Below are 21,731 nucleotides of genomic sequence, written 5' to 3'. Positions count from 1 at the left end.
ACGCGCCTCGCGCCTCGCGCCTCGCGCCGGGGCGACCCGCCGCCAGGTCCTGCGCATGCTGCGCACCGAGGTCCTGTCCGTGCTGCTGCTGGCGACCTCGCTCGGCAGCGGTATCGCTCTCGCCGTACTCACCGCGTTCAGCCTCGGCATGACGGGCCACGCGGCGCCCACGGTCGCGCCCCTGTTCTACGCCACCGTGGTCGCGGTCGCCGGGCTGCTCGCGCTGGTGGCCAGTGGCGTTCAGGGGCGTGCGGTGCTCCGGGTGCGAGCGGTCACGGTGGCCACGGCGAAGGAGTGATACCCGCAGCGCCCTCGCGTGCACGCGTCCCGACGGGCGAACGCGAGGGCCCGTGGCGCGCGGCTCGGCACAGGGGCAGCGGCGCGCCGGATCGGTGAGTACGTGGCCGGGGCGCGGATCGCACCGCTCAGAACGTAACCGGCTCCACCGGCAGGCCCGCCGCACGCCACGCCTGGAAACCGCCCACCAGGTCCGTCGCCCGTTGCAGTCCCAGCTGGTGCAGGGAGGCGGCGGCGAGGCTGGAGGCGTAGCCCTCGTTGCAGATCACCACCACGCGCAGGTCGTGTCCGGTGGCCTGGGGCACGCGGTGGCTGCCCTGCGGGTCGAGGCGCCACTCCAGTTCGTTGCGCTCGACGACGAGGGCACCGGGGATCAGCCCGTCCCGGTCGCGCAGGGCCGCGTACCGGATGTCGACCAGGAGCGCCTCACCGGACTGCGCCGCCTCGTGCGCCTCCCGCGCTTCGATGCGCCGATAGCCGGCGCGCACGCGCTCCAGCAATTCGTCGATCCCGGCAGGCCGTTCGCCTGTCCCGCTCGCTTCCGTCCCGGCCGGGTTGGCCGGTCGTACGTTCTTGTCGCTGCTCACTGCCAGTCCTCCGGGCGTTCGACCTGTTCCAGGCGCAGTATCGGGCCCGTGCGGCTGTAGCGGCGGATCCTCGGCAGCGGCGGGCAGTAGGCGTGGACGGAGATCGCGTGCTCGTCGGGGGAGTCGTTGAGTACCTCGTGCACATGGTGGTGGCCGAACGAGCGGCCCTTTCCGGCGGGCAGTCGGCGTTCACGGTCGACGCCCTCGGTGAGTTCCAGGGTCTTCCAGCCGTCGGTGGGCAGCCTGGCGGCGAGGGAGTACTCCTTGAGCTCGCCCGAGGCGGTGAAGAAGGCGCCGAGCGAGTCGGCGTGGTCGTGCCAGCCGGTGCCGGTGCCGGGAGGCCAGCCGATCAGCCAGGCCTCGCTGCCGCCCGGCCCCTCCAGCCGCACCCAGGTGCGGCCTTCCGGGTCCAGAGGGAGGGCGGCGATCAGCTCCGAGTCGGCCGCCGTACGCCGAACGAAGTCGAGGAGGTCCGCCTGGGTGGGCGTCGAGCCGACGGCAGGGGACACGGAGGGGGAGGAGACAGACACGTGCACCGTCCTGAAGAAGGTTCGCGGAAACGGGCGCACCACGGCGCCCGGAAGAGGAAGGGGGATGCGAATTCAGCAGGACGGGTGACACACGCAGCCGGCATAGCGGACGAGGTCCATATGGACCCTCCGCCACAGGCGCACACAGGTGTCGGTCACGATCCGGAGTACAGCACGCTGCCGGACTCCGGTCAACTGACTGTCACCATGTGGACAGAGGGTGACGGCGCCCCACGGCCGACCCTCGTTCCGTCCCTCACCGCGTGCCGGACCCGGCTTCCCCTCCTGCCTCACCGCGTGCCGGAACCGGCTTCGCCTCGTCCCTCACCGCGTGCCGGAACCGGCTTCGCCTCGTCCCTCACCGCGTGCCGGACCCCGCCTTCGCTCCTGCCTCACCGCGTGCCGGACCCGGCTTCCCACCGCGTGTCGGACCTGGCCTTCGCCTCCTGCCTCACCGCTGCCGGCCCCGGCCTTCGCCTCGTCCCTCACCGCGTGCCGGACCCGGCCTTGGCCTCCTCCTTCACCGCGCCGCCCACCGCGGCCTCGGCCGCCGAGTACAGGTCCGCCGGGCGGACTCCGCTCAGTGCGGTGACCAGGTGGCCGTCGGGACGCACCAGCAGCACGCTGTGGGCGGGCGCCCCCGGGTAGCTCTCCGCGACCAGCAGCTCGGCGGGGTGCGGCAGCGCGGTCACGGCGGCCGCGAGCCGGGGCATCACCCCGGCGGAGACCCAGTGCTTGCGGTCCCAGACGCCCGTGCCCGGCGCGATCAGGACCACCAGCAGCGCCCCCCGGCCGAGCCGGTCGCGCAGCTGTACGAAGGAACCGTCCTCCGCGGTGACGCGCACGTCCGTGACCGCTGAGCCCGGCTGGGTGCCGACCGCGATCTCCGCTTCGAGAGGCGGGGCGGCGAGCGGCGAGTCGGCGTACGTCCCCGGCGCGCCGAGCGGCCCGTGCCCCAGGTGACCGTCCGTGAGCAGCGCTTCGTGGCCGCGGGCCGCGCCCGGCACGATCTGGCGCAGGCCGCCCCCGCCGCGGAGCACGGGCAGCACCTGGTCGGCGGCGCGCAGCCGGGCGGCGACCACCCCGCGCCGCTCGGCCTGGTAGCTGTCCAGCAGCGCCTCGTGCGGTCCACGATGCCAGGACACGGCCAGCTTCCAGGCGAGGTTGTCGGCGTCGCGCAGCCCCTCGTCGAGCCCCTGGGTGCCGAGGGCGCCGAGCAGGTGGGCCGCGTCCCCGGCGAGGAAGATCCGGCCGGCGCGCCATCGGCGGGCCAGCCGGTGGTGCACGGTGTGCACGCCGGTGTCGAGCAGTTCGTACACCGGCGTGGAGCTGTCCGTCCAGGCCGTGAGGGTCTCGCGGATGCGGGCCACCAGGATCTCGGGCGTGACCAGGTCCTTCCCCGGTGGCAGCAGCCAGTCCAGGCGCCACACGCCGTCCGGGAGGGGGCGGGCGGTCACCTCCCCGGCCGAGGGCCCGGACTGCCGCCACGGCGGCATCCGATGGATCAACGCCTGACGCGGCCACGGAAGTTCCGCACGCAGCGCGGCGACCGCGTGCCGTTCCACCGCCGTACGGCCGGGGAAACGGATGTCCTGGAGTTTACGCACCGTCGAGCGGGGCCCGTCGCAGCCGACCAGGTAGCTGCCGCGCCACCAGGTGCCGTGGGAGCCGCGGGTGTGCGCGGTCACGCCGGAACGCTCCTGCTCGATCGAGTCCAGACGGCTGTCCACGGCCACCTTCACCAGCGGCTCGTCGGCGACGGCGGCGCGCAGGGCGTTGGTCAGGACGTGCTGGGCGATGTGCAGCGGGGCGGCGGGGTCGGCCTCTTCGAAAGCGACCTCGCTCATCACCTGCTTGCGCCGCAGGGACCGCCATCCGGCCCAGCGCACGCCGTGCTCACCGAGCGCCGTTCCCGTCAGCCGCTCCAGCAGGGCGGCCGTGTCCTCGCGCAGCACGACCGTGCGCGCCGGGCGGGGTTCGTCCTTCCCGGGGCTCTCGTCCAGGACCACGGTCGGCACCTCTTGCCGGGCCAGGGCGAGGGCGAGCGCCAGTCCGACGGGCCCCGCTCCGACGACGATCACCGGGTCCATGACGCGGCGCCCCCTGCCCGTGACGATGCCCTGACGGAGACAAGTGAACAGGAAGGCGGAGCGGGGTGCACGATCACAGAACGTATGCAACCCATTGGCAGAGTTTGCGTCAAGCGAACGGAGGCAGTGGCGATCATGCCACTGCCTCCGGGTGGTGCATTCGGGTCTGATCGAACGTCAGGCCGCGACTCCGGTGGTCGTCGTACCCGCGACGTCCGCCACGTCCTGGGCTCCGAGCACCGCGCCGGTCGACTTCTTGCGCCGCCGCAGCCGGCCCTCCAGCCAGCTCGCGAACGAGGTCAGCGAGAAGTTGATGAGCACGTAGATCACGGCGATCACCGTGAAGGACGCGATGGTGTTGGCGCCGTAGTAGCCGCTCATCGTGTTGGCCGACGCGAGCAGTTCGGGGAAGGTGAGGACGGCGCCGCCGAGCGCGGTGTCCTTCACGATGACCACCAGCTGGCTGACGATGGCCGGGAGCATCGCGGTGACCGCCTGCGGCAGCAGTATGAGCCGCATGACCTGGCCCTTGCGCAGACCGATCGCCATGGCGGCTTCGGACTGGCCCTTCGGCAGGGCGAGGATGCCCGCGCGGACGATCTCGGCGAGCACCGACGCGTTGTACAGCACCAGTCCGGTGACGACCGCGTACATCGGCCGGTCGTCGGAGCTGACGGAGGTGTACTGGCTGTACAGCTCGTTCCCGAAGATCATGAGGACCAGCACGGGGATCGCGCGGAAGAACTCGATCACGACCGTGGCGGGGACGCGCACCCACGCGTGGTCCGAGAGCCGGGCGATGCCGAAGAAGGCTCCCAGCGGCAGCGCGATGACCATCGCGAGTGCCGCCGCCTTCAGGGTGTTCTGCAGACCGGGCCAGATGTACGTGGTGTACGCCTCGGAGCCGACGAACGGCTTCCACAGGACCCAGTCCAGCTGGTTCTTGTCGTCGAGGGCCGTGTACACCCACCAGACGACGACCGCGGCCGCGGCTATGAAGAGAGCCGTGTAGAGGACGTTGCGCCGTTTGGCGCGCGGTCCCTGTGCGTCGTACAGGACCGAACTCATCGCTTCACCGCCACCTTCTTGCCCACCCAGCCGAGGATCAGACCGGTCGGCAGGGTCAGGCAGCAGAATCCGAAGGCGATCACCGCGGAGATCTGCAGCAGCAGCGCCTCTTTGTCGAGCATGTCCTTCATGAGGGCCGCCGCCTCGGCCACGCCGATCGCCGCGGCCACCGTCGTGTTCTTCGTCAGCGCGATCAGTACGTTGGTCAGCGGCCCGACGGCCGCCCGGAAGGCCTGCGGGAGCACCACCAGGAACAGCACCTGGGTGAAGCTCAGTCCGATGGCCCGGGCGGCCTCCGCCTGGCCGACCGGCACGGTGTTGATGCCGGAGCGGACGGCCTCGCACACGAACGCCGAGGTGTAGAGGATCAGACCGAGCACGGCCAGCCGGAAGTTGATCGTGTCGGTCTCTTCGGAACCGAGGCTGACGCCCAGTGTCTGGTACAGGCCGAGCGAGGAGAACAGAATGATCACCGTGAGCGGGATGTTCCGCACGATGTTCACGTAGGCGGTGCCGAAACCGCGCATCAGCGGTACCGGGCCCACCCGCATGGCGGCCAGCAGACTGCCCCAGACCAGGGAGCCCAGGGCGGACAGCAGCGTCAGCTGCACCGTCGTCCAGAAGGCGCCCAGAACGTCGTAATCTTGAAGAAAGTCGAACACGATCTCCCGTGCTTCCGCGTGTAGGGATGCCCGGATGCGCCGCCCTCACGGACGGCGCACCCGCCGGGCGTTGCCTCAGCTCTTGATGTCGCCGATCTTCGGGGCGGGCTCGTTCTTGTACTGGGCCGGGCCGAAGTTCTTCTGGACGGCCTTGTCCCAGGACTTGTCGGCGACCATGTCCTCGAGCGCCTTGTTGATCTTGGCCTTGAGGTCGCTGCCCTTCTTGACGCCGATGCCGTAGTTCTCGTTGGTCATCTTCAGGCCGCCGAGCTTGAACTTGCCCTTGAACTGGGGCTGGGAGGCGTAGCCGGCGAGGATCGAGTCGTCCGTGGTGAGGGCGTCGATCACCTTGTTCTGCAGACCGGTCAGGCACGCGGAGTACGTCGGGTACTTCTGGAGCTGCGCCTTGGGGGCGAGCTTGTCCTTGACGTTCTGGGCCGAGGTCGAGCCGGTGACGGAACACAGCTTCGCCTTGTTGAGGTCCGCGGCCGTCTTGATGGCGGTGTCGTCCGCGCGGACCAGCACGTCCTGGTGGGCCAGCAGGTACGGGCCGGCGAAGTCCACCAGCTTCTGGCGCTCGGGGGTGATCGAGTAGGAGGCGGCGATGAAGTCGACGTCACCGCGCTTGAGCATGGTCTCGCGGTCGGCGCTCTTCGACTCCTTCCACTCGATCTGGTCGGCGCTGTAACCGAGCTTCTTGGCAACGTAGGTGGCCACGTCGACGTCGAAACCGGCGTAGCCCTGCGGGGTCTTCTGGCCGATGCCCGGCTGGTCGAACTTGATGCCGATGGTGATCTTCTTGCCGCCACCCGAGGACTTGTCGTCCTTCTTGTCGCCACCGCACGCGGTGGCCGCCACGGAGAGGGCGAGGAGGACGGCCGAGGCGGCGGTGACCTTGCGGAGCTTCATGCTGAACATCCTTTGAGTGGTGAAGGGAACGAGGTCCGTTGCGGGAGGCGCGACCCGGGGCGTGCGGGGGGCCGGACCCGCACCGTCGTCAGTGGTGCAGGATCTTGGACAGGAAGTCCTTGGCCCGGTCGCTGCGCGGGTTGCTGAAGAACTGGTCGGGCGCAGCCTCTTCGACGATCCGGCCGTCCGCCATGAAAACCACACGGTTTGCAGCCGAACGTGCGAAGCCCATCTCGTGGGTGACGACGATCATCGTCATGCCCTCACGGGCGAGCTGCTGCATCACCTCGAGGACCTCGTTGATCATCTCGGGGTCGAGGGCGGAGGTCGGCTCGTCGAAGAGCATGACCTTCGGGCCCATCGCCAGCGCCCGCGCGATGGCGACACGCTGCTGCTGGCCGCCGGACAGCTGGGCGGGGTACTTGTCGGCCTGGGTGCCCACACCGACCCGGTCGAGCAGGGCCCGCGCCTTCTCCTCGGCCTGCTTCTTGTCCGCCCTGCGGACCTTGACCTGGCCCAGCATCACGTTCTCGAGCACGGTCTTGTGCGCGAAGAGGTTGAAGGACTGGAAGACCATCCCGACATCCGCCCGCAGCCGCGCCAGTTCGCGGCCCTCGTGCGGCAGGGGCTTGCCGTCGATCGTAATGGCGCCCGAATCGATCGTCTCCAGGCGGTTGATGGTGCGGCACAGCGTCGACTTCCCGGACCCGGAGGGCCCGATGACCACGACGACCTCGCCGCGGGCGATCGTCAGGTCGATGTCCTGGAGCACGTGCAACGCGCCGAAATGCTTGTTGACGCTCTTCAGGACGACCAGTTCGTCGGACGCGGCCACGTCTTCCTTGGCCACCGATACATTGGTCATCGCTCTCAGGCTCCGTCCTCCTCGGGTATCCGAGGACAGTAATGAGGGGCTGTGACCTGCGTCATCACATCTGAGGGAGATCTGAGCATCACGATCCGATAGCGATCGGACACGTCTCGTAGCAGTTACCGGCTGTACGTATATCGGCCGGGTAACGGAAGCGGCGGGCAACCGGAACCCTCTTGACGCCGTCCTTGTCCATCGGCGTCACTGCCATGGTGCACGCGCGCGGGGACGCGACCAACGAACGCACGAGAACCGAGACCGTACGAACGCTGAACCGGAGGGGGCCGGGATGAGACTGCTGCTCGTCGAGGACGACAACCACGTCGCCGCGGCCCTGTCCGCCGTCCTCGCGCGGCATGGCTTCGACGTCACCCACGCGCGCAGCGGTGAGGAGGCCCTGCAGGCGCTCGTCCCGGAGAGCGCCGGCTTCGACGTGGTCCTGCTGGACCTGGGCCTGCCCGACCAGGACGGCTACGAGGTCTGCGGCAAGATCCGCAAGCGCACCAGCATCCCGGTGATCATGGTCACCGCGCGCTCCGACGTCCGCTCCCGCATACACGGGCTCAACCTGGGCGCCGACGACTACGTCGTGAAGCCGTACGACACCGGCGAACTGCTCGCCCGCATCCACGCCGTCAGCCGGCGCACCGTCCACGAGGACCCGGCCGCGGCCGGGGAGGGCGCCCTGCACCTCGGCTGCGTGCGCATCGAGCTGCCCACCCGCCAGGTCAGCGTGGACGGTTCGGTCGTCCAGCTGACCCGCAAGGAGTTCGATCTGCTCGCGCTGCTCGCCCAGCGCCCCGGCGTGGTCTTCCGCCGGGAACAGATCATCAGCGAGGTCTGGCGCACCAGTTGGGAGGGCACCGGCCGCACCCTGGAGGTGCACGTCGCCTCCCTGCGCGCCAAACTGCGCATGCCCGCCCTGATCGAGACCGTACGCGGCGTCGGCTACCGGCTCGTCGCCCCGGCCGCCTAGCGGGGACGGGTGCGCACACGCCTCCTGCCGCTGCTCACCGTCCTCCTGGCGGCCGTCCTGCTCGCGCTCGGCATCCCGCTCGCCGTGAGTGTGGCCGCGGGCCAGCAGCAGCCGGTCGTCGTGGACCGCATCGACGACACGGCACGCTTCGCCGCGCTCGCCCAGTTCGTCACCGACGGACCCAGCGGGCCCCGCCGCACCACCGTCGACGGGCGCTGGGAGACCCTGCGCAGCGAACTGGAGAGCTACTACGGCGTCTACGGCATCCGCGCGGGCGTCTTCTACCGCAACGGCTCTGCGATGGCCAACGCGCCCGGCGACTGGTTCGTACCGCGCGCGGGGGAGGTGCGGGAGGCGTTCGACGAGGCGCTGCTCAGCCGCCGCAGCCACGATCCCGGGCAGGTGTGGCCCTGGCAGCGCAGCCGGCTGGTCGTCGCCTCGCCGGTCATCCGGGACGGCGACGTCGTGGCGGTCGTGGTCACCGACTCGCCCACCGGGCAGATGAGGTCGCGGATCCTGCGCGGCTGGCTGTTCATCGGGGCCGGCGAGATCGCCGCGATGCTGCTCGCCGTCAGTGCCGCGCTGCGCCTGACCGGCTGGGTGCTCAAGCCGGTACGGATCCTGGACGCCACCACCCACGACATCGCCACCGGGCGCCTGAAGTCCCGGGTCGCGGCCGCCGGCGGGCCGCCGGAACTCAGACGCCTTTCCCGGTCGTTCAACGAGATGGCCGACAACGTCGAGGAGGTGCTGGAGCAGCAGCGCGCCTTCGTCGCCGACGCCTCGCACCAACTGCGCAACCCGCTCTCCGCGCTGCTGCTGCGCATCGAACTGCTCGCCCTCGAACTCCCCGAGGACAACGAGGAGATCGCCTCGGTCCGCACCGAGGGCAAACGCCTGGCGCGGGTCCTGGACGACCTGCTCGACCTGGCGCTGGCCGAGCACGCCGACGCCGACCTCCGGCTGACCGACATCGGCGCCCTGGCCGAGGAGCGGGTGGCCGCCTGGTCACCGGCCGCCGCCGCCGGCGGCGTCCGGCTGACCGGGGACTGTCCGCCCACCACCGCCTGGGCAGACCCGATCGCCCTGTCCAGCGCGCTGGACGCGGTGATCGACAACGCCGTGAAGTTCACCCCCGAGGACGGCACCGTCGAGGTCGCCGTCTCCGTCGACGGCGACACCGTCACGATCGTCGTCACCGACACCGGACCCGGCCTCACCGACGAGGAACTCGCGCGCGTGGGCGACCGTTTCTGGCGCAGCGGCCGCCACCAGAACGTCAAGGGATCGGGCCTCGGCCTGTCCATCACCCGCGCCCTGCTCGCGGCCGGCGGCGGCTCGATCACCTACGCCCACCACGAGCCGCGCGGGCTGCGGGCGACGGTGTCGGTGCCCCGGCACGCGGAGAGCGGGTCGCGGGCGTAGCACCGCCTTCTGAACCCTTTGGATCTTCCGGGCCTTCTGGAGCGGAGGCAGCGGGGCCGGCCGCGGCTTCCGCCGCGGGTCGGCCACGGTCTCACCGGGCCGGCCGGCCATGGCTCCAGCGCGCGTGGCCGTGGTTCCAGCGCGCGGGTGGCCGCGGCTGCACCGCGCGCGTGGCCACGGCTCAGCGAAACCGGTCCTACGGCTTCACCGACCGGTAGTAGCGTCGGGCGCCCTCCTGCAGGGGCAGCGGGTCGGTGTAGATGGCGGTGCGCAGGTCGACCAGCTGTGCGGAGTGGACGTGGGCGCCGATGCCGTCGCGGCTCTTGATCACCGTGCGCGTCACCCACTCGGTCAGCCGGGGGTCCACGTCCGCCCGGGTCATCAGCACGTTGGACACGGCGATGGTCGGCACCTGGACGCCCTGCTGCACGGCCGGGTAGGCGGACTCCGGGATGTTGGCGGCCCGGTAGTAGCGCGCTCCCTGCCCCTCGTCGTGCAACCTGGCGATGAGATCGGCGTCGATCGGTACGAATGTGAAGGCGGCTTTCTTCGCCAGGGTGTCCAAGCCCTTGGTGGGCAGCCCGCCCGACCAGAAGAAGGCGTCGATCTTCCCCTGTTCCAGCCTGCCGGGCCCGGTGTCGATGCCGTCCGCGACCGGGGTGATGTCCTTCTTCGGGTCCATGCCGGCCGCCCTCAGCACCCGGTCGGCGATGAGCCGCACTCCGGAGTCGGGCAGCCCGGTCGCCACTCGTCTGTGCCGAAGATCCGACACCTTCCGGATGTCCGAACCGCGGCGCACGATGAGATGCACGTAGTCGTCGTAGAGCCGGGCCACACCCCGCAGCCGGCCGGCGCCGCTGCCGTGCCGCAGCGCGTACGTCTCCACCGCGTCGGCCGCCGCGATGGTGAAGTCGGCCTGCCCGGTCGCGACCCGCTGCACGTTCTCCTGTGATCCGGCGCTGTTGAGCAGCTTCACCTCCAGGCCGGGCATGTCCCTGGCCATCTCGGTGCGCAGCCGCTCGCCGTACTCCTGGTAGACGCCCCGGGGCGTACCGGTGCTGAAGACGATCGTCCCGCTCGGTGGCTTCTCGCCCAGGGGCAGCAGCCACCACAGCAGCAGCCCGAGGGCCACGACACCGGCGGCCGCGCTCTGCAGCGCTCGGCGTCTGCTGATCTGAAGCACCTTGGACATGCGGCGATCCTGCCAGGCGACGCGCGCGCCTGACCAGGGCCGAGGCCATGCCGGGACAGGGAAGGTGCCGCTCGCCCCCCCCGGGCGCCCTGCTCATCACCGGTTCGGGGTGGTGCGGCGCGGGGGACGGACCGGCCTGACCGCGTGAAGGTCCGCAGGCGGGTGTGGAGCGCGGTGCCGGAGGTCCGCACGTGTGCCGGCGGGCAGTGCCTTGGGCCCGTGAACGGGTGCGGCGGGCAGTGTCAGTGGCGGCCGTTACCTTCGCATCATGAGCACATCGCCCGCCGACCTCGTCCGTGAGTTCCACCGCGCCTTCGGGCTCGACGCCCGCGGCACACCGGTCGAGGTTCCCCCCGAACTGGCCGCCCACCGCGGAGAATTGCTCGCCGAAGAGGCCGCGGAGGTCGCCGAGGTCGCTGTGGAGGGGCCGCTCGACCAGCTCGCGCACGAGCTGGCGGACGTGGTCTACGTCGCGTACGGCACGGCGCTGGTGCACGGCATCGACCTCGACGAAGTGATCGCCGAGATCCACCGGGCCAACATGAGCAAGCTCGGCCCGGACGGGCAGGTCGCCCGCCGGGCCGACGGCAAGGTCCTCAAGGGGGAGCACTACCGGGCGCCGGACGTGTCGGCCGTGCTGCGCGGCCAGGGGTGGATACCGGGCGGCGCGGCCTGAGGCGTGCGCGTTGCGGCGTCCAGGACTACAGGGAACCGGCCGCCAGATTCCACTCGCGGTGCAGGGCGCCCAGCGGGATGTTCCGCTGGATGACCGGCGTACCGAAGATGGACAGCTGGAGCCGCAGGGTCCCGGACAGGTCCACTCCGCCGTAGACGCTCCAGGTGCCCTCCGCCTTCGGTGCGCCCGTGCCGGTGGAGGCGGTGACCGTCCCGGAGGCCGTGCCGCGCAGGTACGGGGCCAGGTCGGCGGTGACGCCGACGGTGCCGTAGAGGCCGACGGAGGCCTCGGCGCCGAGCGCCGTCTTCAGGTCGCCGGCGGTGGTGAGGGAGGCGTGTACCGGAGTGCCCGTCATGGTCGAGTCGCTGACCGGCGTCCAGCCCTTGGCCGCGCCGAAGGTGCCGCCCGCCCTGAAGTCGCCCTTGAGGCTCTGCTCGACGTCGACGGTGACGCGTCCGTCGCCGCTGATCTGCACGTAGCAGGTCAGGTCCAGGTTGACCACGACGGGGACGGGGCCCACCTGCAGCACGGGGTCGGCGTGCAGCTTGGCGAAGGGCAGGCGCAGCGGCGTTCCGGTGGCCGCGGCCACGCGGCCCTTGACGGCCCATCCGGAGGCCCAGTCGCCGGACACGCCGAGGTACGCCGAACCGGGCGCGGTGCCGGTTCCGGCGCCGCCGTAGGCGAAGTCGACCTGTGGTGCGACCTGGACGAAACCGTGCACCGAGGCGGTGGCCGAGACCGGGGCGCCCTCGGCCGTCGGCACGGCCGCGCTCACATCGAGCCGGAGGCTGCCGAGCGGTACCGTCGCGCCCTTGGGACCGGCATGCACGTCACCGGCCTTGGACCAGGACACCTTCACATCGGGCAGCAGCTTGTCGACGGTGAACGACGACGGGTCGACCGGCACGTCGCCGTGTGCCGAGTCGTCGCCCAGCAGCGCGTCGAGCGTGGCCGGTTCGGTCTGCACCGCGGTGCCGTGGCCCGTCTCGCCGATCACCTTGGTGACTTTGGCGAGCAGTCCGTGCGGCGCCCCCGACGCGGGCGCACTGGCGATCACGTCGCCCACGGCCGCTCGGTGCGGTGCGGCCGAGGAGCCGCCGGAAGCCGGGGCACCCGGTGAACTGCCCTGCCGCTTCGGCTTGTCGGAGATGACGGCACGCCGGGTGCGGCCGTCGTACGAGCTGACGGTGAGCGTGGTCTTGTGCGCCCGCCGCCCGGAGCCTTGGGGGCTCGCGGTGGCGGCCGCGGTCGCGGCGGGTGCGGCGGCGACGGTGAGTGGGTGGTCCGTGTCGTCGTTGGGACCGTCGTCGACCCTGGTCCGCTGTCCGTGCTCGCCGGCCGCGAGACGCTCGGCGTGCGGCGTCGGTGCGGAGGAGCAGGCCGCGGCGAGGAAGAGGGTGGTCACGGCGAAGGCGGGCAACAGGGCATGCCTGTGCCTCATGCGTCTGCGCAAGGTTGGTCCCGAGTGAAGTGGGGGGTGGCGGAGAGGTGTCGACGCTCGGTTACTCGTAGGTAGAACCGGTCGGTAACCGCGTAGCGAGCCATGAGCATGCCACGTCAGGCGCACGGGCCCCTCACGAACCGGCCACAACCCAAGGTGACGTCGGCCACGGCGAGTTCACGTCACTGGAGGCCGAAGTGCGTTGTTTTCAGGGGCTGGTGGCCGCTGCCCCCCGCGCAACTCGTCGTTCCTCTCCCGGGCGGACCGGGCAAGGCCCCGGCCCCGGCCCCGGCCCCGATGAGCGTTGAGCCGCCGAACGCCTCCCGCCTTCCCAGAAGGGCTCGCCCTCCCGGAAGCGCCCGCTTTCCCAGAAGGGCTCGCCTCCCCGAAAGCGCCCGCTTTCCCTGAAGGGTCGCCTTCCCGGAGGCGCCCGCTTTCCCTGAAGGCCCGCCTTCCCGGAAGGGCCTGCCTTCGTCAGCCGCCGCCGGAGGCCGGCCGGTGTGGCCGTGTCCACGGCCTGCAGCCGCGTCGCGGCGCTGCGCGGCTCGGGCCCGGGCAGGCCTTTGCCGGCCGCTTCTGCCGCCTGCCGGCCGCCTCCCCGGGCCTCCGGGAACGCCTACCCTTGACTCGTGGGCGGCCGTGACCAGAACCTGCCCGAGAACGTGACCAGGACCTGCCCGAGAAGAGGTCGAACCGTCTCCGAGCCGGCCGGCCCCGAGTCGCGTGCGTCGGCGACCGGTCCGTGTCACGCCGGGCAAGCCCGGCCCGCGGCAGTGCTTTCCGTGCGGGAAGGCGGTGACGTTCCATGGGGTACGTGGCGGTGAGCGCGCTCAGCCACCCCGGGCTGGTCCGCGAACGCAACGAGGACAGTCTCGTGGTCGGACCGTGGACCTTGTGCGCCACGGTGACCGAGAGCCCGCAGACCCTGGTCTTCCCGATCGGTCCGCCCCTGGTCGTCGCCGTCGCCGACGGGCTCGGCGGGCATCCCGGCGGCGATGTGGCCAGTGCTCTGGTCGTACGCAGGCTCGCCTCCCTCGGTCCCTCGCTGAGCGGCGAGGACGCCGTCCGCGACGCGTTGACCGCCTGCAACCGCGCCGTCCACGCGGCTGCCGGCGGCGACGCGGGAGGCGGGCTCGCGGCCATGGGGACGACGATCGCCGGCGTCGTCGTGGAGCCGGGCGCGCTGCTGTCGTTCAACGTGGGCGACAGTCGCGTCTTCGCGGCCTCGGACGACGGGCTGCGTCAGCTGAGCGTCGACGACAGCCCCCCGCTCGAACCCGGCCGGCGCACCACGTCCATCGTCACCCAGTGCCTGGGCGGCACGCGCATGTACCGGGCGGTCCGCGCCCATGTGACGGCCGAGCCCCTGTCTCCGGGCGACCGTTACCTCATCTGCACGGACGGCCTGACCGACCCGCTGCCGACGGAGGTGCTCGACGAGGCGATGCGGGGGCACGACGACAGCCGCGCCGCCTACGAACTGTGGAAGGCCGCCATCGAGGCCGGCGGCCCCGACAACATCACGCTCGCGATCGTACGCGTCGCGGACGGGTGAGAGCGGGGCGGCCCTCGTGTCCGCGGCCGGACTGTCCTCTTGTACGCCGCCTCGTGTCCGCGGCTGGGCGGTCCTCCCTGTCCGCCGTGGTAGGGCCTCGTGTCCGCGGCTGAGTGGTTCTCGCGTCCGCCGTGAGTGGCCTCGTGTGCGCTGCTGGGCGGTCCTCCTGTCCACCGTGGAGCGGGCCTCATGTTCGCGGGTGAGCGGGCTCCTGCCCGTCGTGGAACCTGGCCTCGTGTCGGCGGTCGGGCCGGCCTCGTATCCGGGCCTGCCGTGTGCGCGGACGGCACGGTGGCCGGCAGCGGTGGCGCTGCCGCGGCCGCCGTGGAGAGGCGTTCCCGGGAGCACCTACCCTTGACGCATGACCAGCAGCAGCGACCGGAGCCCCGCAGTGGACGTTCAAGCCCCCAAGAGCTACGAGATCCGCACCTACGGGTGCCAGATGAACGTCCACGATTCCGAGCGGTTGGCCGGGCTGCTCGAGGACGCCGGGTACGTACGGGCGCCCGAGGGGTCGGACGGGGACGCCGACGTCGTGGTCTTCAACACCTGCGCGGTCCGTGAGAACGCCGACAACAGGCTCTACGGCAACCTCGGCCGGCTCGCGCCGAAGAAGACCTCGCGGCCGGGCATGCAGATCGCGGTCGGCGGCTGCCTCGCGCAGAAGGACCGCGACACCATCGTGAAGAAGGCCCCCTGGGTGGACGTCGTCTTCGGCACGCACAACATCGGCAAGCTGCCCGTCCTGCTGGAGCGCGCCCGCGTCCAGGAGGAGGCACAGGTCGAGATCGCCGAGTCGCTGGAGGCCTTCCCGTCCACCCTGCCGACCCGGCGCGAGAGCGCCTACGCGGCCTGGGTGTCGATCTCCGTCGGCTGCAACAACACCTGCACCTTCTGCATCGTCCCCGCCCTGCGCGGCAAGGAGAAGGACCGCCGCCCCGGTGACGTCCTCGCCGAGGTCGAGGCGCTGGTCGCCGAGGGCGTCTCGGAGATCACGCTGCTCGGCCAGAACGTCAACGCCTACGGCTCCGACATCGGCGACCGCGAGGCCTTCAGCAAGCTGCTGCGCGCCTGCGGCCGGATCGAGGGGCTGGAGCGGGTGCGGTTCACGTCCCCACACCCGCGTGACTTCACCGACGACGTCATCGCCGCCATGGCCGAGACGCCGAACGTGATGCCGCAGCTGCACATGCCGCTCCAGTCCGGCTCCGACACCGTGCTGAAGGCGATGCGGCGCTCCTACCGGCAGGAGCGCTACCTCGGAATCATCGAGAAGGTCCGGGCCGCCATCCCGCACGCCGCGATCACCACCGACATCATCGTGGGCTTCCCCGGCGAGACGGAGGAGGACTTCGAGCAGACGCTGCACGTGGTGCGCGAGGCGCGGTTCGCGCAGGCCTTCACCTTCCAGTACTCCAAGCGCCCCGGCACCCCGGCCGCGACCATGGAGGACCAGATCCCCAAGGAGGTCGTCCAGGCGCGCTACGAGCGCCTCGTCGCGCTCCAGGAGGAGATCTCCTGGGAGGAGAACAAGAAGCAGGTCAGCCGCACCCTGGAGCTGATGGTCGCCGAGGGGGAGGGCCGCAAGGACGGCGCCACCCACCGGCTCTCCGGCCGCGCCGCCGACAACCGCCTGGTCCACTTCACCAAGCCCGCGCAGGACGTGCGCCCCGGTGACGTGGTCACCGTCGAGGTGACCTACGCCGCCCCGCACCACCTCCTCGCCGAGGGCCTCGTCCTCGACGTGCGCCGCACGCGCGCGGGGGACGCCTGGGAGAAGCGCAACGCCGCGGCGGCCGCCAAGCCGGCCGGCGTCATGCTGGGCCTGCCGAAGATCGGCGTACCGGCGCCGCTGCCGGTCGCCACGGGCAGCGGCTGCGGCTGCGACTGACCGGCGACGGCCCGAGCAGGTTCCGGCGAAGGGCCGGGTCCGCACCGCGTTCAGGTGCAGGGCCATGGGCAGGTCCGGTGCAGGGGCAGGTGAAGGGCCATGGGCAGGTTCAGGTGAAGGGCCGTGGTCCGGAGCAGGTTCAGGTGAAGGGCCATGGCCGGAGCACGTTCGGGTGACGGGCCGGGACCGCGGCACGTTCCGGTGAACGTGCCGCGGCAGGAGCGCATTCGGCGATCGTCGGCGGCTGTGGCCGACGGCGATCGGGACACGGGGGAACGGGGGAGGACGAGCTGATGGCTCGGTGGGCGCTGCTGCTTGACAAACCGCCTGGTGAGGGGCCATACCGTCGGCAGTACGAGCTGATGGCCACCATCGACGGCGCGCGTGAGGAGGCTGAGGCGCGGTTCGGGGAGCTGGTGCGCCTGTACCAGCCCCGCCATCCGATGTATCCCGTGCGGATGCGGCGGTTCCGCACCGCCGACGGCTGGATGCTGATCGGGGACGGATCGTCCGGCGGCGTGTTCACCTACCACTTCCTGTTCACCGAGCTGGAGTGGGATTCGGGGCCCATCACCTACTGACGGCGTACCCTGCCGATCATGCTTGCCGCCGCCGCCGTCTGCCCCTGCCCGCCGCTTCTGGTACCCGAGGTCGCCGCGGGGGCCGCAGCCGAACTGGACGCCGCGCGCGCGGCGTGCACGGACGCGATCGGTGTGCTCGCCGCCGCCCGCCCCGACCTGCTGGTGGTCCTCGGGGCCGCCGACCGGAGCGGGCGCGGACCCTTCCCGCAGGGCACCCCGGGCTCCTTCCGCGGGTTCGGTGTCGACCTGGACGTACGGCTCGGCCCCGCCGGGGCTTTCGCGAGCGGGCGCGAACTGCCGCCCTCGCTCGCCGTCGGGGCCTGGCTGCTCGAGCGGACCGGCTGGGCGGATGCCCCGATCGAGGGACTCGGCATCGGGGAACGACTCGCGGCCGAGCGGTGCGTCGAAGTCGGAAGGGAGATCGGCGCGCGGGCCGCGCGGGTGGCGCTCCTGGTGATGGGGGACGCCAGCGCATGCCGCAGCCTCAAGGCACCGGGCTATCTCGACGAGCGCGCGGCGCCTTTCGACGCGGAAGCCGCGCGGGCCCTCGGCGCCGCGGACCTCGCCGCCCTCCGCGCGCTGGACGCTGAACTGGCGTACGAGCTGAAGGCCTCGGGCCGTGCCCCCTGGCAGGTCCTCGCCGGGGCCGCCGATGATGCGGCCCTCAGCGGCGTCCTGCTGTACGAGGACGCGCCCTACGGCGTGGGGTACCTGGTCGCCACCTGGTCCTAGCGAGCGTCCCGCGGTGCCCGCCCGGTCACGGGAAACGGAGGGCGCCGGGCGACGGAAACACTGCCTGGCCAGCCACGAAATCGGCAGGCGGCGGACGGAAACGGTGGCGAGCCCCGGCGGGAGGATGTCGGCTGGCGGACGGAAACGGTGGCGAGTCCCGGCCGGACGGCGCCGGCCGGCAGACGCAAACGGCGGCTAGCCCCGGCCGGAAGACGCGGGCCGGCGGACGGAAACGGTAGCCCCGGCGGGAAGATGCCGGCCGGCAGACGCAAACGGTAGCCCCGGCCGGAAGACGCCGGCCGGCAGACGGAAGCGGCGGCGAGCCCCAGCCGCAAGACGCGGGCCGGCAGAGGGAAACGGTGGACGGCCGGAACCCCCCGGCGACGAAAACGGCGGACGGCCGGGAGCCGTTCCGCTCCGCAGCCGTCCACTGATCACCGTCATTGAGTACCGTTCGCCGATCCCCGCCGTACTCTCCGCGGGCCCCAGTGATCACCGCTGATCACCGCTGACTCACGGTGATCCGTTGATCACCGGATCGGGGAACCGGGGCATCCCCCGGCGCGCCCTCACGAGGTCGGTGGAGGCCCCTCCGGCCTCGTCGGCATCGTCGGGTCGCCGGTCGTCGGCCCGGGACCCTGGCCCTCCTTGTGCGCGAGGCGGTCCATGGCCTCCTTGGCCTTGCCCGTGCCCGCCTGGATCTTGTCGGTGTACTTGCCCTTGGTCCGCTCGTCGACGGCCTTGGCGGCCTTGTCGATGCCGTGCTGGACCTTCTCCCCGTGCTCCCGCGCGAGGTCCGACACCTTGTCCTTGGCCGGGGCGAGCTTGCTCTTCATGTTGTCCAACAGACCCATGGTCCACCTTCCTCGCGGGGCAGTTACCTGCGGGCGCCGTCACCGGCCTCGCTGTCGGCGGCCTCCTCGGCGGACTGCTGCTTGGGGATGTCGGCGCTCCCGGTCACGTCGTCGTCCGTACCGGCCTCGGGCCGGGCGTTCTCGTCGTCGCGCCCGTCCCCGGCCGAACCCCTCGCCTCCGCCGACTCGGCTCCCTCCGCCTCTGCCGGCTCCGCTGTCGCCGCCTCGGCTCCCTCCGGCTCCGGGTCGGACGGTGCCTCGGCGGCCGACGCCTCCTGAGTCGCCTTCGACCTGCCGAGGAGTCGTGCAAAAACGCCCATATCCACTCCATACGGTACTCGTGCGGGCGAATTCCCGCGTCACCCGGTGGGTCACATTGCCTCACCCGGGCCACCGCCTCCGGCACTCCGGCAGGCGACGCTTCGCTTCGGGCAACGATCCGGGCCACCCGCCGTCACGTAACTCGTTCGAGAGCCCGTCCGCAGGTTTGCGAAACTGGTGCGGTGAGCAGTGCACCAGTCGCCCCGCGCGTCATCGCCGTAGTCGGTCCCACCGCGGCCGGAAAGTCCGATCTCGGTGTCTTCCTGGCCCAGCAGCTCGGCGGTGAGATCGTCAACGCCGACTCCATGCAGCTGTACCGGGGGATGGACATCGGTACCGCCAAGCTGACGACCGAGGAGCGTGGCGGCGTTCCGCACCACCTGCTCGACATCTGGGACGTGACGGTCACCGCCTCGGTCGCCGAGTACCAGAGGCTGGCCCGGGCGCGGATCGACGCGCTGCTGGCCGAGGGGCGCTGGCCCATCCTGGTCGGCGGCTCCGGCCTGTACGTCCGCGGTGCCGTGGACAACCTGGAGTTCCCCGGCACCGACCCCGTGGTGCGGGCCCGCCTGGAGGAGGAGCTGGCGCTGCGCGGCTCCGGTGCGCTGCACGCGCGGCTGGCCGCCGCCGACCCCGAGGCCGCCCGCGCCATCCTGCCCAGCAACGGCCGCCGTGTCGTCCGGGCTCTGGAAGTGATCGAGATCACCGGTCAGCCCTTCACCGCGAACCTGCCCGGGCACGATTCCGTCTACGACACCGTCCAGATCGGTGTCGACGTCGCGCGTCCGGAACTGGACGAGCGCATCGCACGCCGGGTCGACCGGATGTGGGACGCGGGCCTGGTGGACGAGGTGCGCGACCTGGAGGCGCGCGGTCTTCGAGAGGGGCGCACGGCGGCGCGCGCACTGGGTTACCAGCAGGTGCTCGCGTCGCTCTCCGGGGAGTGCAGCGAAACGGAGGCGCGGGCGGAGACCGTGCGCGCCACCAAGCGCTTCGCGCGCCGGCAGGATTCGTGGTTCAGGCGCGATCCCCGTGTGCACTGGTTGAGCGGGGCCGTCGCGGACCGCAGGGAACTTCCGCGGCAGGCCCTGGCGTTGGTCGAACGACCGGTCACAGCCTGATCACGTGATGGCATCGGGATGCGCCGCCGGTCATCCCGGCCTTCGGCGCCGTGCCATCATCGAGCTTCGATCGACCAAGTGGAGCCTAGTTGGGAGGGCGCGTGGCGATGGAGGCCGGCCCTCGCGACACCGCACGAAGTGCCGAGCACGTCACCACTGAGAGTGACGACCCGGACCAGGTCGTGGACCGTCTGGCCGACGACGGGCCCGACGAGACGCCGGGCGGCGTGACCGCCGACGGGCCGACGCCCGAGGAGATGTACCCGGGCGGGCCCGAGGTCGAGGTCGAGCTGCGCCCGCAGCGCCGGCTGCGTATCTGGCAGCTCGCGCCGATCGTGGGACTCTCCGCCGTCGGCTCCCTGATGTTCGCCTTCCCGCTCGCCTTCGACTTCGGCGACAGTGGCGCCGTCATCGCCATGCTCGGCCTGCTGATCTGCTCCTGCGCCGCGGGCTGGGGCATGATGGCCGCCCGCCGGGTGGGCTACACCTTGCCCGGGCTGCCGGCCCGGGGCTCCGGCCGCCGCCCCGACTGGCGGGTCGTGCTGGGTTACGTCGTGCTGGTGACCGTGGTCGTGATCCTTGCCGTCTGGCGCGTGGCAAGACTGCGCTGAAACGTCCCGACAGGGGCGCGGGACCACAGGCACGCGGTGACCGCGCGCGCGTGGGGAACCACGGGGACGCGGTGACTACGCGCGCATGGGGAACCACGGGGACGCGGTGCCGACACGCGCGCAGGGACCGACAGCGACGCGGTGACGACACGGGCGCTCGGGACCACACAGAGGCCGCGGCATCGACACACACGCGGGGAATCAAACGGCACGCGCGCGGGGCCACAGGGGCGCCGGGAGCCGCGTACTCCACCGGCCGCCCCTGCGGAGCGCTCCCGTACGATCGAGGAATGAGCACGCGGATCGCCTTCCTCAAGGGTCACGGCACCGAGAACGACTTCGTGATCGTCCCGGACCCGGAGAACGCCCTCGACCTCACCCCGGCCACCGTCGCCGCCCTGTGCGACCGCCGTGCCGGCATCGGAGGCGACGGTGTGCTGCACGTCGTACGGTCCGCGGCGCATCCGGAGGCCGCGGGGATGGCCGACGAGGCGGAGTGGTTCATGGACTACCGCAACGGCGACGGCTCGATCGCCGAGATGTGCGGTAATGGCGTCCGTGTCTTCGCGCGCTACCTGCAGCACGCCGGGCATGTGGCCGAAGGCGACCTCGCGATCGCCACGCGCGCGGGTGTCAGGTCCGTCCACATCGCGAAGGAGGGCGACGTCACCGTCGGCATGGGCCGCGCCCGTCTGCCCGAGGGTGACGTCACGGTGAGCGTCGGCGAGCACAGCTGGCCCGCACGCAACGTGAACATGGGCAACCCGCACGCGGTCGCATTCGTCGCGGGCCTCGACCAGGCGGGCCGGCTGCTCGACCCGCCGCCGGTCAGCCCGGCGGGCGCCTACCCCGACGGTGTGAACGTCGAGTTCGTCGTCGACCGCGGTCCCCGCCATGTCGCCATGCGCGTACACGAGCGAGGCTCCGGCGAGACCCGCTCCTGCGGCACGGGCGCGTGCGCCGTCGCCGTGGCCGCGGCCCGGCGCGACGGCGCCGATCCCGCCGTCACCGGCACCCCGGCGACCTACACCGTCGACGTGCTCGGCGGGCGGCTGGTCATCACCGAACGGCCCGACGGCGAGATCGAGATGACCGGCCCCGCCGTGATCGTCGCCGAGGGAGAGATCGACGCCGACTGGCTGGAAAGCGCCCTCGGCTGACCCGCGGAAAGCTCGCGGGCGACGGCCGCACGGGCACGGATCAGCGGTTCTCCCTGACCGGAGTCGTTCGAAACCGCGGCCGAGTCCTGGGCAGGTGGCGCAAACTCTAAACCTCCTTCTCGTCGCTCGAATGGGTGATCCGTTTCACGCTCGGCGAGAGCGGGTCGGTCGCACGTGATGG

At 71.6% G+C, this 21,731-nt stretch carries 23 protein-coding genes; 11 read left to right on the top strand and 12 right to left on the bottom strand.

Annotation, left to right across the window (positions count from 1 at the left end; translation table 11 throughout):
* Nucleotides 1–55 precede the first annotated feature (55 nt).
* Nucleotides 56–298 carry a hypothetical protein gene (locus ABVB68_RS21655; RefSeq protein WP_503006211.1) on the top strand — a complete coding sequence of 81 codons (243 nt, stop codon included), beginning with the start codon at nt 56–58 and terminating at the stop codon, nt 296–298.
* 127 nt (nt 299–425) lie between these two features.
* Here ABVB68_RS21655 and ABVB68_RS21650 read toward each other — a convergent pair whose 3' ends face one another.
* The 8 genes from ABVB68_RS21650 to ABVB68_RS21615 all read right to left on the bottom strand — a co-directional run bounded on the left by ABVB68_RS21650 (nt 426) and on the right by ABVB68_RS21615 (nt 7,008).
* Nucleotides 426–806 carry a rhodanese-like domain-containing protein gene (locus ABVB68_RS21650; RefSeq protein ID WP_353602773.1) on the bottom strand — a complete coding sequence of 127 codons (381 nt, stop codon included), beginning with the start codon at nt 804–806 and terminating at the stop codon, nt 426–428.
* 74 nt (nt 807–880) lie between these two features.
* Nucleotides 881–1,414 (bottom strand): cupin domain-containing protein, encoded by a 534-nt coding sequence (locus ABVB68_RS21645; protein WP_353602745.1) that lies wholly within the window; start codon nt 1,412–1,414, stop codon nt 881–883.
* Between the two features lie 72 nt (nt 1,415–1,486).
* Entirely contained in the window at nt 1,487–1,534 is a 48-nt protein-coding gene (locus ABVB68_RS21640; protein ID WP_317987190.1) for a hypothetical protein, read from the bottom strand.
* 365 nt (nt 1,535–1,899) lie between these two features.
* Complete coding sequence (locus tag ABVB68_RS21635) at nt 1,900–3,504, bottom strand: FAD-dependent monooxygenase (RefSeq protein WP_353602744.1); 1,605 nt, start codon at nt 3,502–3,504, stop codon at nt 1,900–1,902.
* Between the two features lie 177 nt (nt 3,505–3,681).
* The gene (locus tag ABVB68_RS21630; RefSeq protein WP_353602743.1) at nt 3,682–4,572 is read right to left on the bottom strand and encodes an amino acid ABC transporter permease; all 891 of its coding nucleotides are present in this window, start codon (nt 4,570–4,572) and stop codon (nt 3,682–3,684) included.
* Entirely contained in the window at nt 4,569–5,234 is a 666-nt protein-coding gene (locus ABVB68_RS21625) for an amino acid ABC transporter permease (RefSeq protein ID WP_353602742.1), read from the bottom strand. The genes ABVB68_RS21630 and ABVB68_RS21625 overlap by 4 nt, the downstream gene beginning before the upstream one ends.
* Before the next feature lie 75 nt (nt 5,235–5,309).
* Nucleotides 5,310–6,143 (bottom strand): glutamate ABC transporter substrate-binding protein, encoded by an 834-nt coding sequence (locus tag ABVB68_RS21620; protein ID WP_353602741.1) that lies wholly within the window; start codon nt 6,141–6,143, stop codon nt 5,310–5,312.
* An 88-nt stretch (nt 6,144–6,231) separates the two neighbouring features.
* Nucleotides 6,232–7,008, bottom strand: coding sequence for an amino acid ABC transporter ATP-binding protein (locus ABVB68_RS21615; RefSeq protein ID WP_353602740.1), 777 nt, complete (start codon nt 7,006–7,008; stop codon nt 6,232–6,234).
* Between the two features lie 295 nt (nt 7,009–7,303).
* Here ABVB68_RS21615 and ABVB68_RS21610 point away from each other — a divergent pair, with 295 nt between their 5' ends.
* Nucleotides 7,304–7,990, top strand: coding sequence for a response regulator transcription factor (locus ABVB68_RS21610; protein ID WP_353602739.1), 687 nt, complete (start codon nt 7,304–7,306; stop codon nt 7,988–7,990).
* A 9-nt stretch (nt 7,991–7,999) separates the two neighbouring features.
* Nucleotides 8,000–9,415 (top strand): sensor histidine kinase, encoded by a 1,416-nt coding sequence (locus ABVB68_RS21605; protein WP_353602738.1) that lies wholly within the window; start codon nt 8,000–8,002, stop codon nt 9,413–9,415.
* Nucleotides 9,416–9,611: 196 nt separating this feature from the next.
* Here the strand turns inward: ABVB68_RS21605 and ABVB68_RS21600 are convergent, their stop codons facing one another.
* Nucleotides 9,612–10,607 carry a TAXI family TRAP transporter solute-binding subunit gene (locus ABVB68_RS21600; protein ID WP_353602737.1) on the bottom strand — a complete coding sequence of 332 codons (996 nt, stop codon included), beginning with the start codon at nt 10,605–10,607 and terminating at the stop codon, nt 9,612–9,614.
* 268 nt (nt 10,608–10,875) lie between these two features.
* Between ABVB68_RS21600 and ABVB68_RS21595 the strand changes: the two genes are divergently transcribed.
* Nucleotides 10,876–11,283, top strand: coding sequence for a pyrophosphohydrolase domain-containing protein (locus ABVB68_RS21595; protein WP_353602736.1), 408 nt, complete (start codon nt 10,876–10,878; stop codon nt 11,281–11,283).
* A gap of 25 nt (nt 11,284–11,308) precedes the next feature.
* Here the strand turns inward: ABVB68_RS21595 and ABVB68_RS21590 are convergent, their stop codons facing one another.
* Nucleotides 11,309–12,724, bottom strand: a complete 1,416-nt coding sequence (locus tag ABVB68_RS21590; protein WP_353602735.1) for a hypothetical protein — start codon at nt 12,722–12,724, stop codon at nt 11,309–11,311.
* A gap of 805 nt (nt 12,725–13,529) precedes the next feature.
* On the opposite strand from ABVB68_RS21590, the gene ABVB68_RS21585 reads away from it, so the two are divergent.
* The 4 genes from ABVB68_RS21585 (at nt 13,530) to ABVB68_RS21570 (ending at nt 17,483) form a co-directional block, all read left to right on the top strand.
* Entirely contained in the window at nt 13,530–14,279 is a 750-nt protein-coding gene (locus ABVB68_RS21585) for a PP2C family protein-serine/threonine phosphatase (protein ID WP_353602734.1), read from the top strand.
* A 361-nt stretch (nt 14,280–14,640) separates the two neighbouring features.
* Nucleotides 14,641–16,170, top strand: coding sequence for a tRNA (N6-isopentenyl adenosine(37)-C2)-methylthiotransferase MiaB (miaB, locus tag ABVB68_RS21580; RefSeq protein WP_353602733.1), 1,530 nt, complete (start codon nt 14,641–14,643; stop codon nt 16,168–16,170).
* Nucleotides 16,171–16,532: 362 nt separating this feature from the next.
* A complete protein-coding gene (locus ABVB68_RS21575) occupies nt 16,533–16,751 on the top strand; it encodes a hypothetical protein (RefSeq protein ID WP_353602732.1) in 219 nt (72 codons plus the stop codon).
* 18 nt (nt 16,752–16,769) lie between these two features.
* Nucleotides 16,770–17,483, top strand: a complete 714-nt coding sequence (locus ABVB68_RS21570) for a class III extradiol ring-cleavage dioxygenase family protein (protein WP_353602731.1) — start codon at nt 16,770–16,772, stop codon at nt 17,481–17,483.
* A 569-nt stretch (nt 17,484–18,052) separates the two neighbouring features.
* Here the strand turns inward: ABVB68_RS21570 and ABVB68_RS21565 are convergent.
* Together ABVB68_RS21565 and ABVB68_RS21560 are read right to left on the bottom strand one after the other, a co-directional pair.
* Nucleotides 18,053–18,337 (bottom strand): antitoxin, encoded by a 285-nt coding sequence (locus ABVB68_RS21565; protein WP_353602730.1) that lies wholly within the window; start codon nt 18,335–18,337, stop codon nt 18,053–18,055.
* Nucleotides 18,338–18,360: 23 nt separating this feature from the next.
* A complete protein-coding gene (locus ABVB68_RS21560; protein WP_353602729.1) occupies nt 18,361–18,657 on the bottom strand; it encodes a hypothetical protein in 297 nt (98 codons plus the stop codon).
* A gap of 183 nt (nt 18,658–18,840) precedes the next feature.
* Here ABVB68_RS21560 and miaA point away from each other — a divergent pair, with 183 nt between their 5' ends.
* From miaA to dapF, 3 genes are all read left to right on the top strand, one after another.
* Nucleotides 18,841–19,779 carry a tRNA (adenosine(37)-N6)-dimethylallyltransferase MiaA gene (gene miaA / locus ABVB68_RS21555; protein ID WP_353602728.1) on the top strand — a complete coding sequence of 313 codons (939 nt, stop codon included), beginning with the start codon at nt 18,841–18,843 and terminating at the stop codon, nt 19,777–19,779.
* Between the two features lie 107 nt (nt 19,780–19,886).
* Nucleotides 19,887–20,390, top strand: a complete 504-nt coding sequence (locus tag ABVB68_RS21550) for a hypothetical protein (protein ID WP_353602772.1) — start codon at nt 19,887–19,889, stop codon at nt 20,388–20,390.
* Nucleotides 20,391–20,680: 290 nt separating this feature from the next.
* Nucleotides 20,681–21,550 (top strand): diaminopimelate epimerase, encoded by an 870-nt coding sequence (dapF, locus tag ABVB68_RS21545; RefSeq protein ID WP_353602727.1) that lies wholly within the window; start codon nt 20,681–20,683, stop codon nt 21,548–21,550.
* Nucleotides 21,551–21,731: the final 181 nt, after the last annotated feature.

Origin of the sequence: Streptomyces sp. NPDC096012, assembly GCF_040426375.1 — a bacterium.
Classification (GTDB): domain Bacteria; phylum Actinomycetota; class Actinomycetes; order Streptomycetales; family Streptomycetaceae; genus Streptomyces.
Note: the sequence above shows the minus strand (reverse complement) of the source record. Positions and strands in the feature narration are given on the sequence as shown.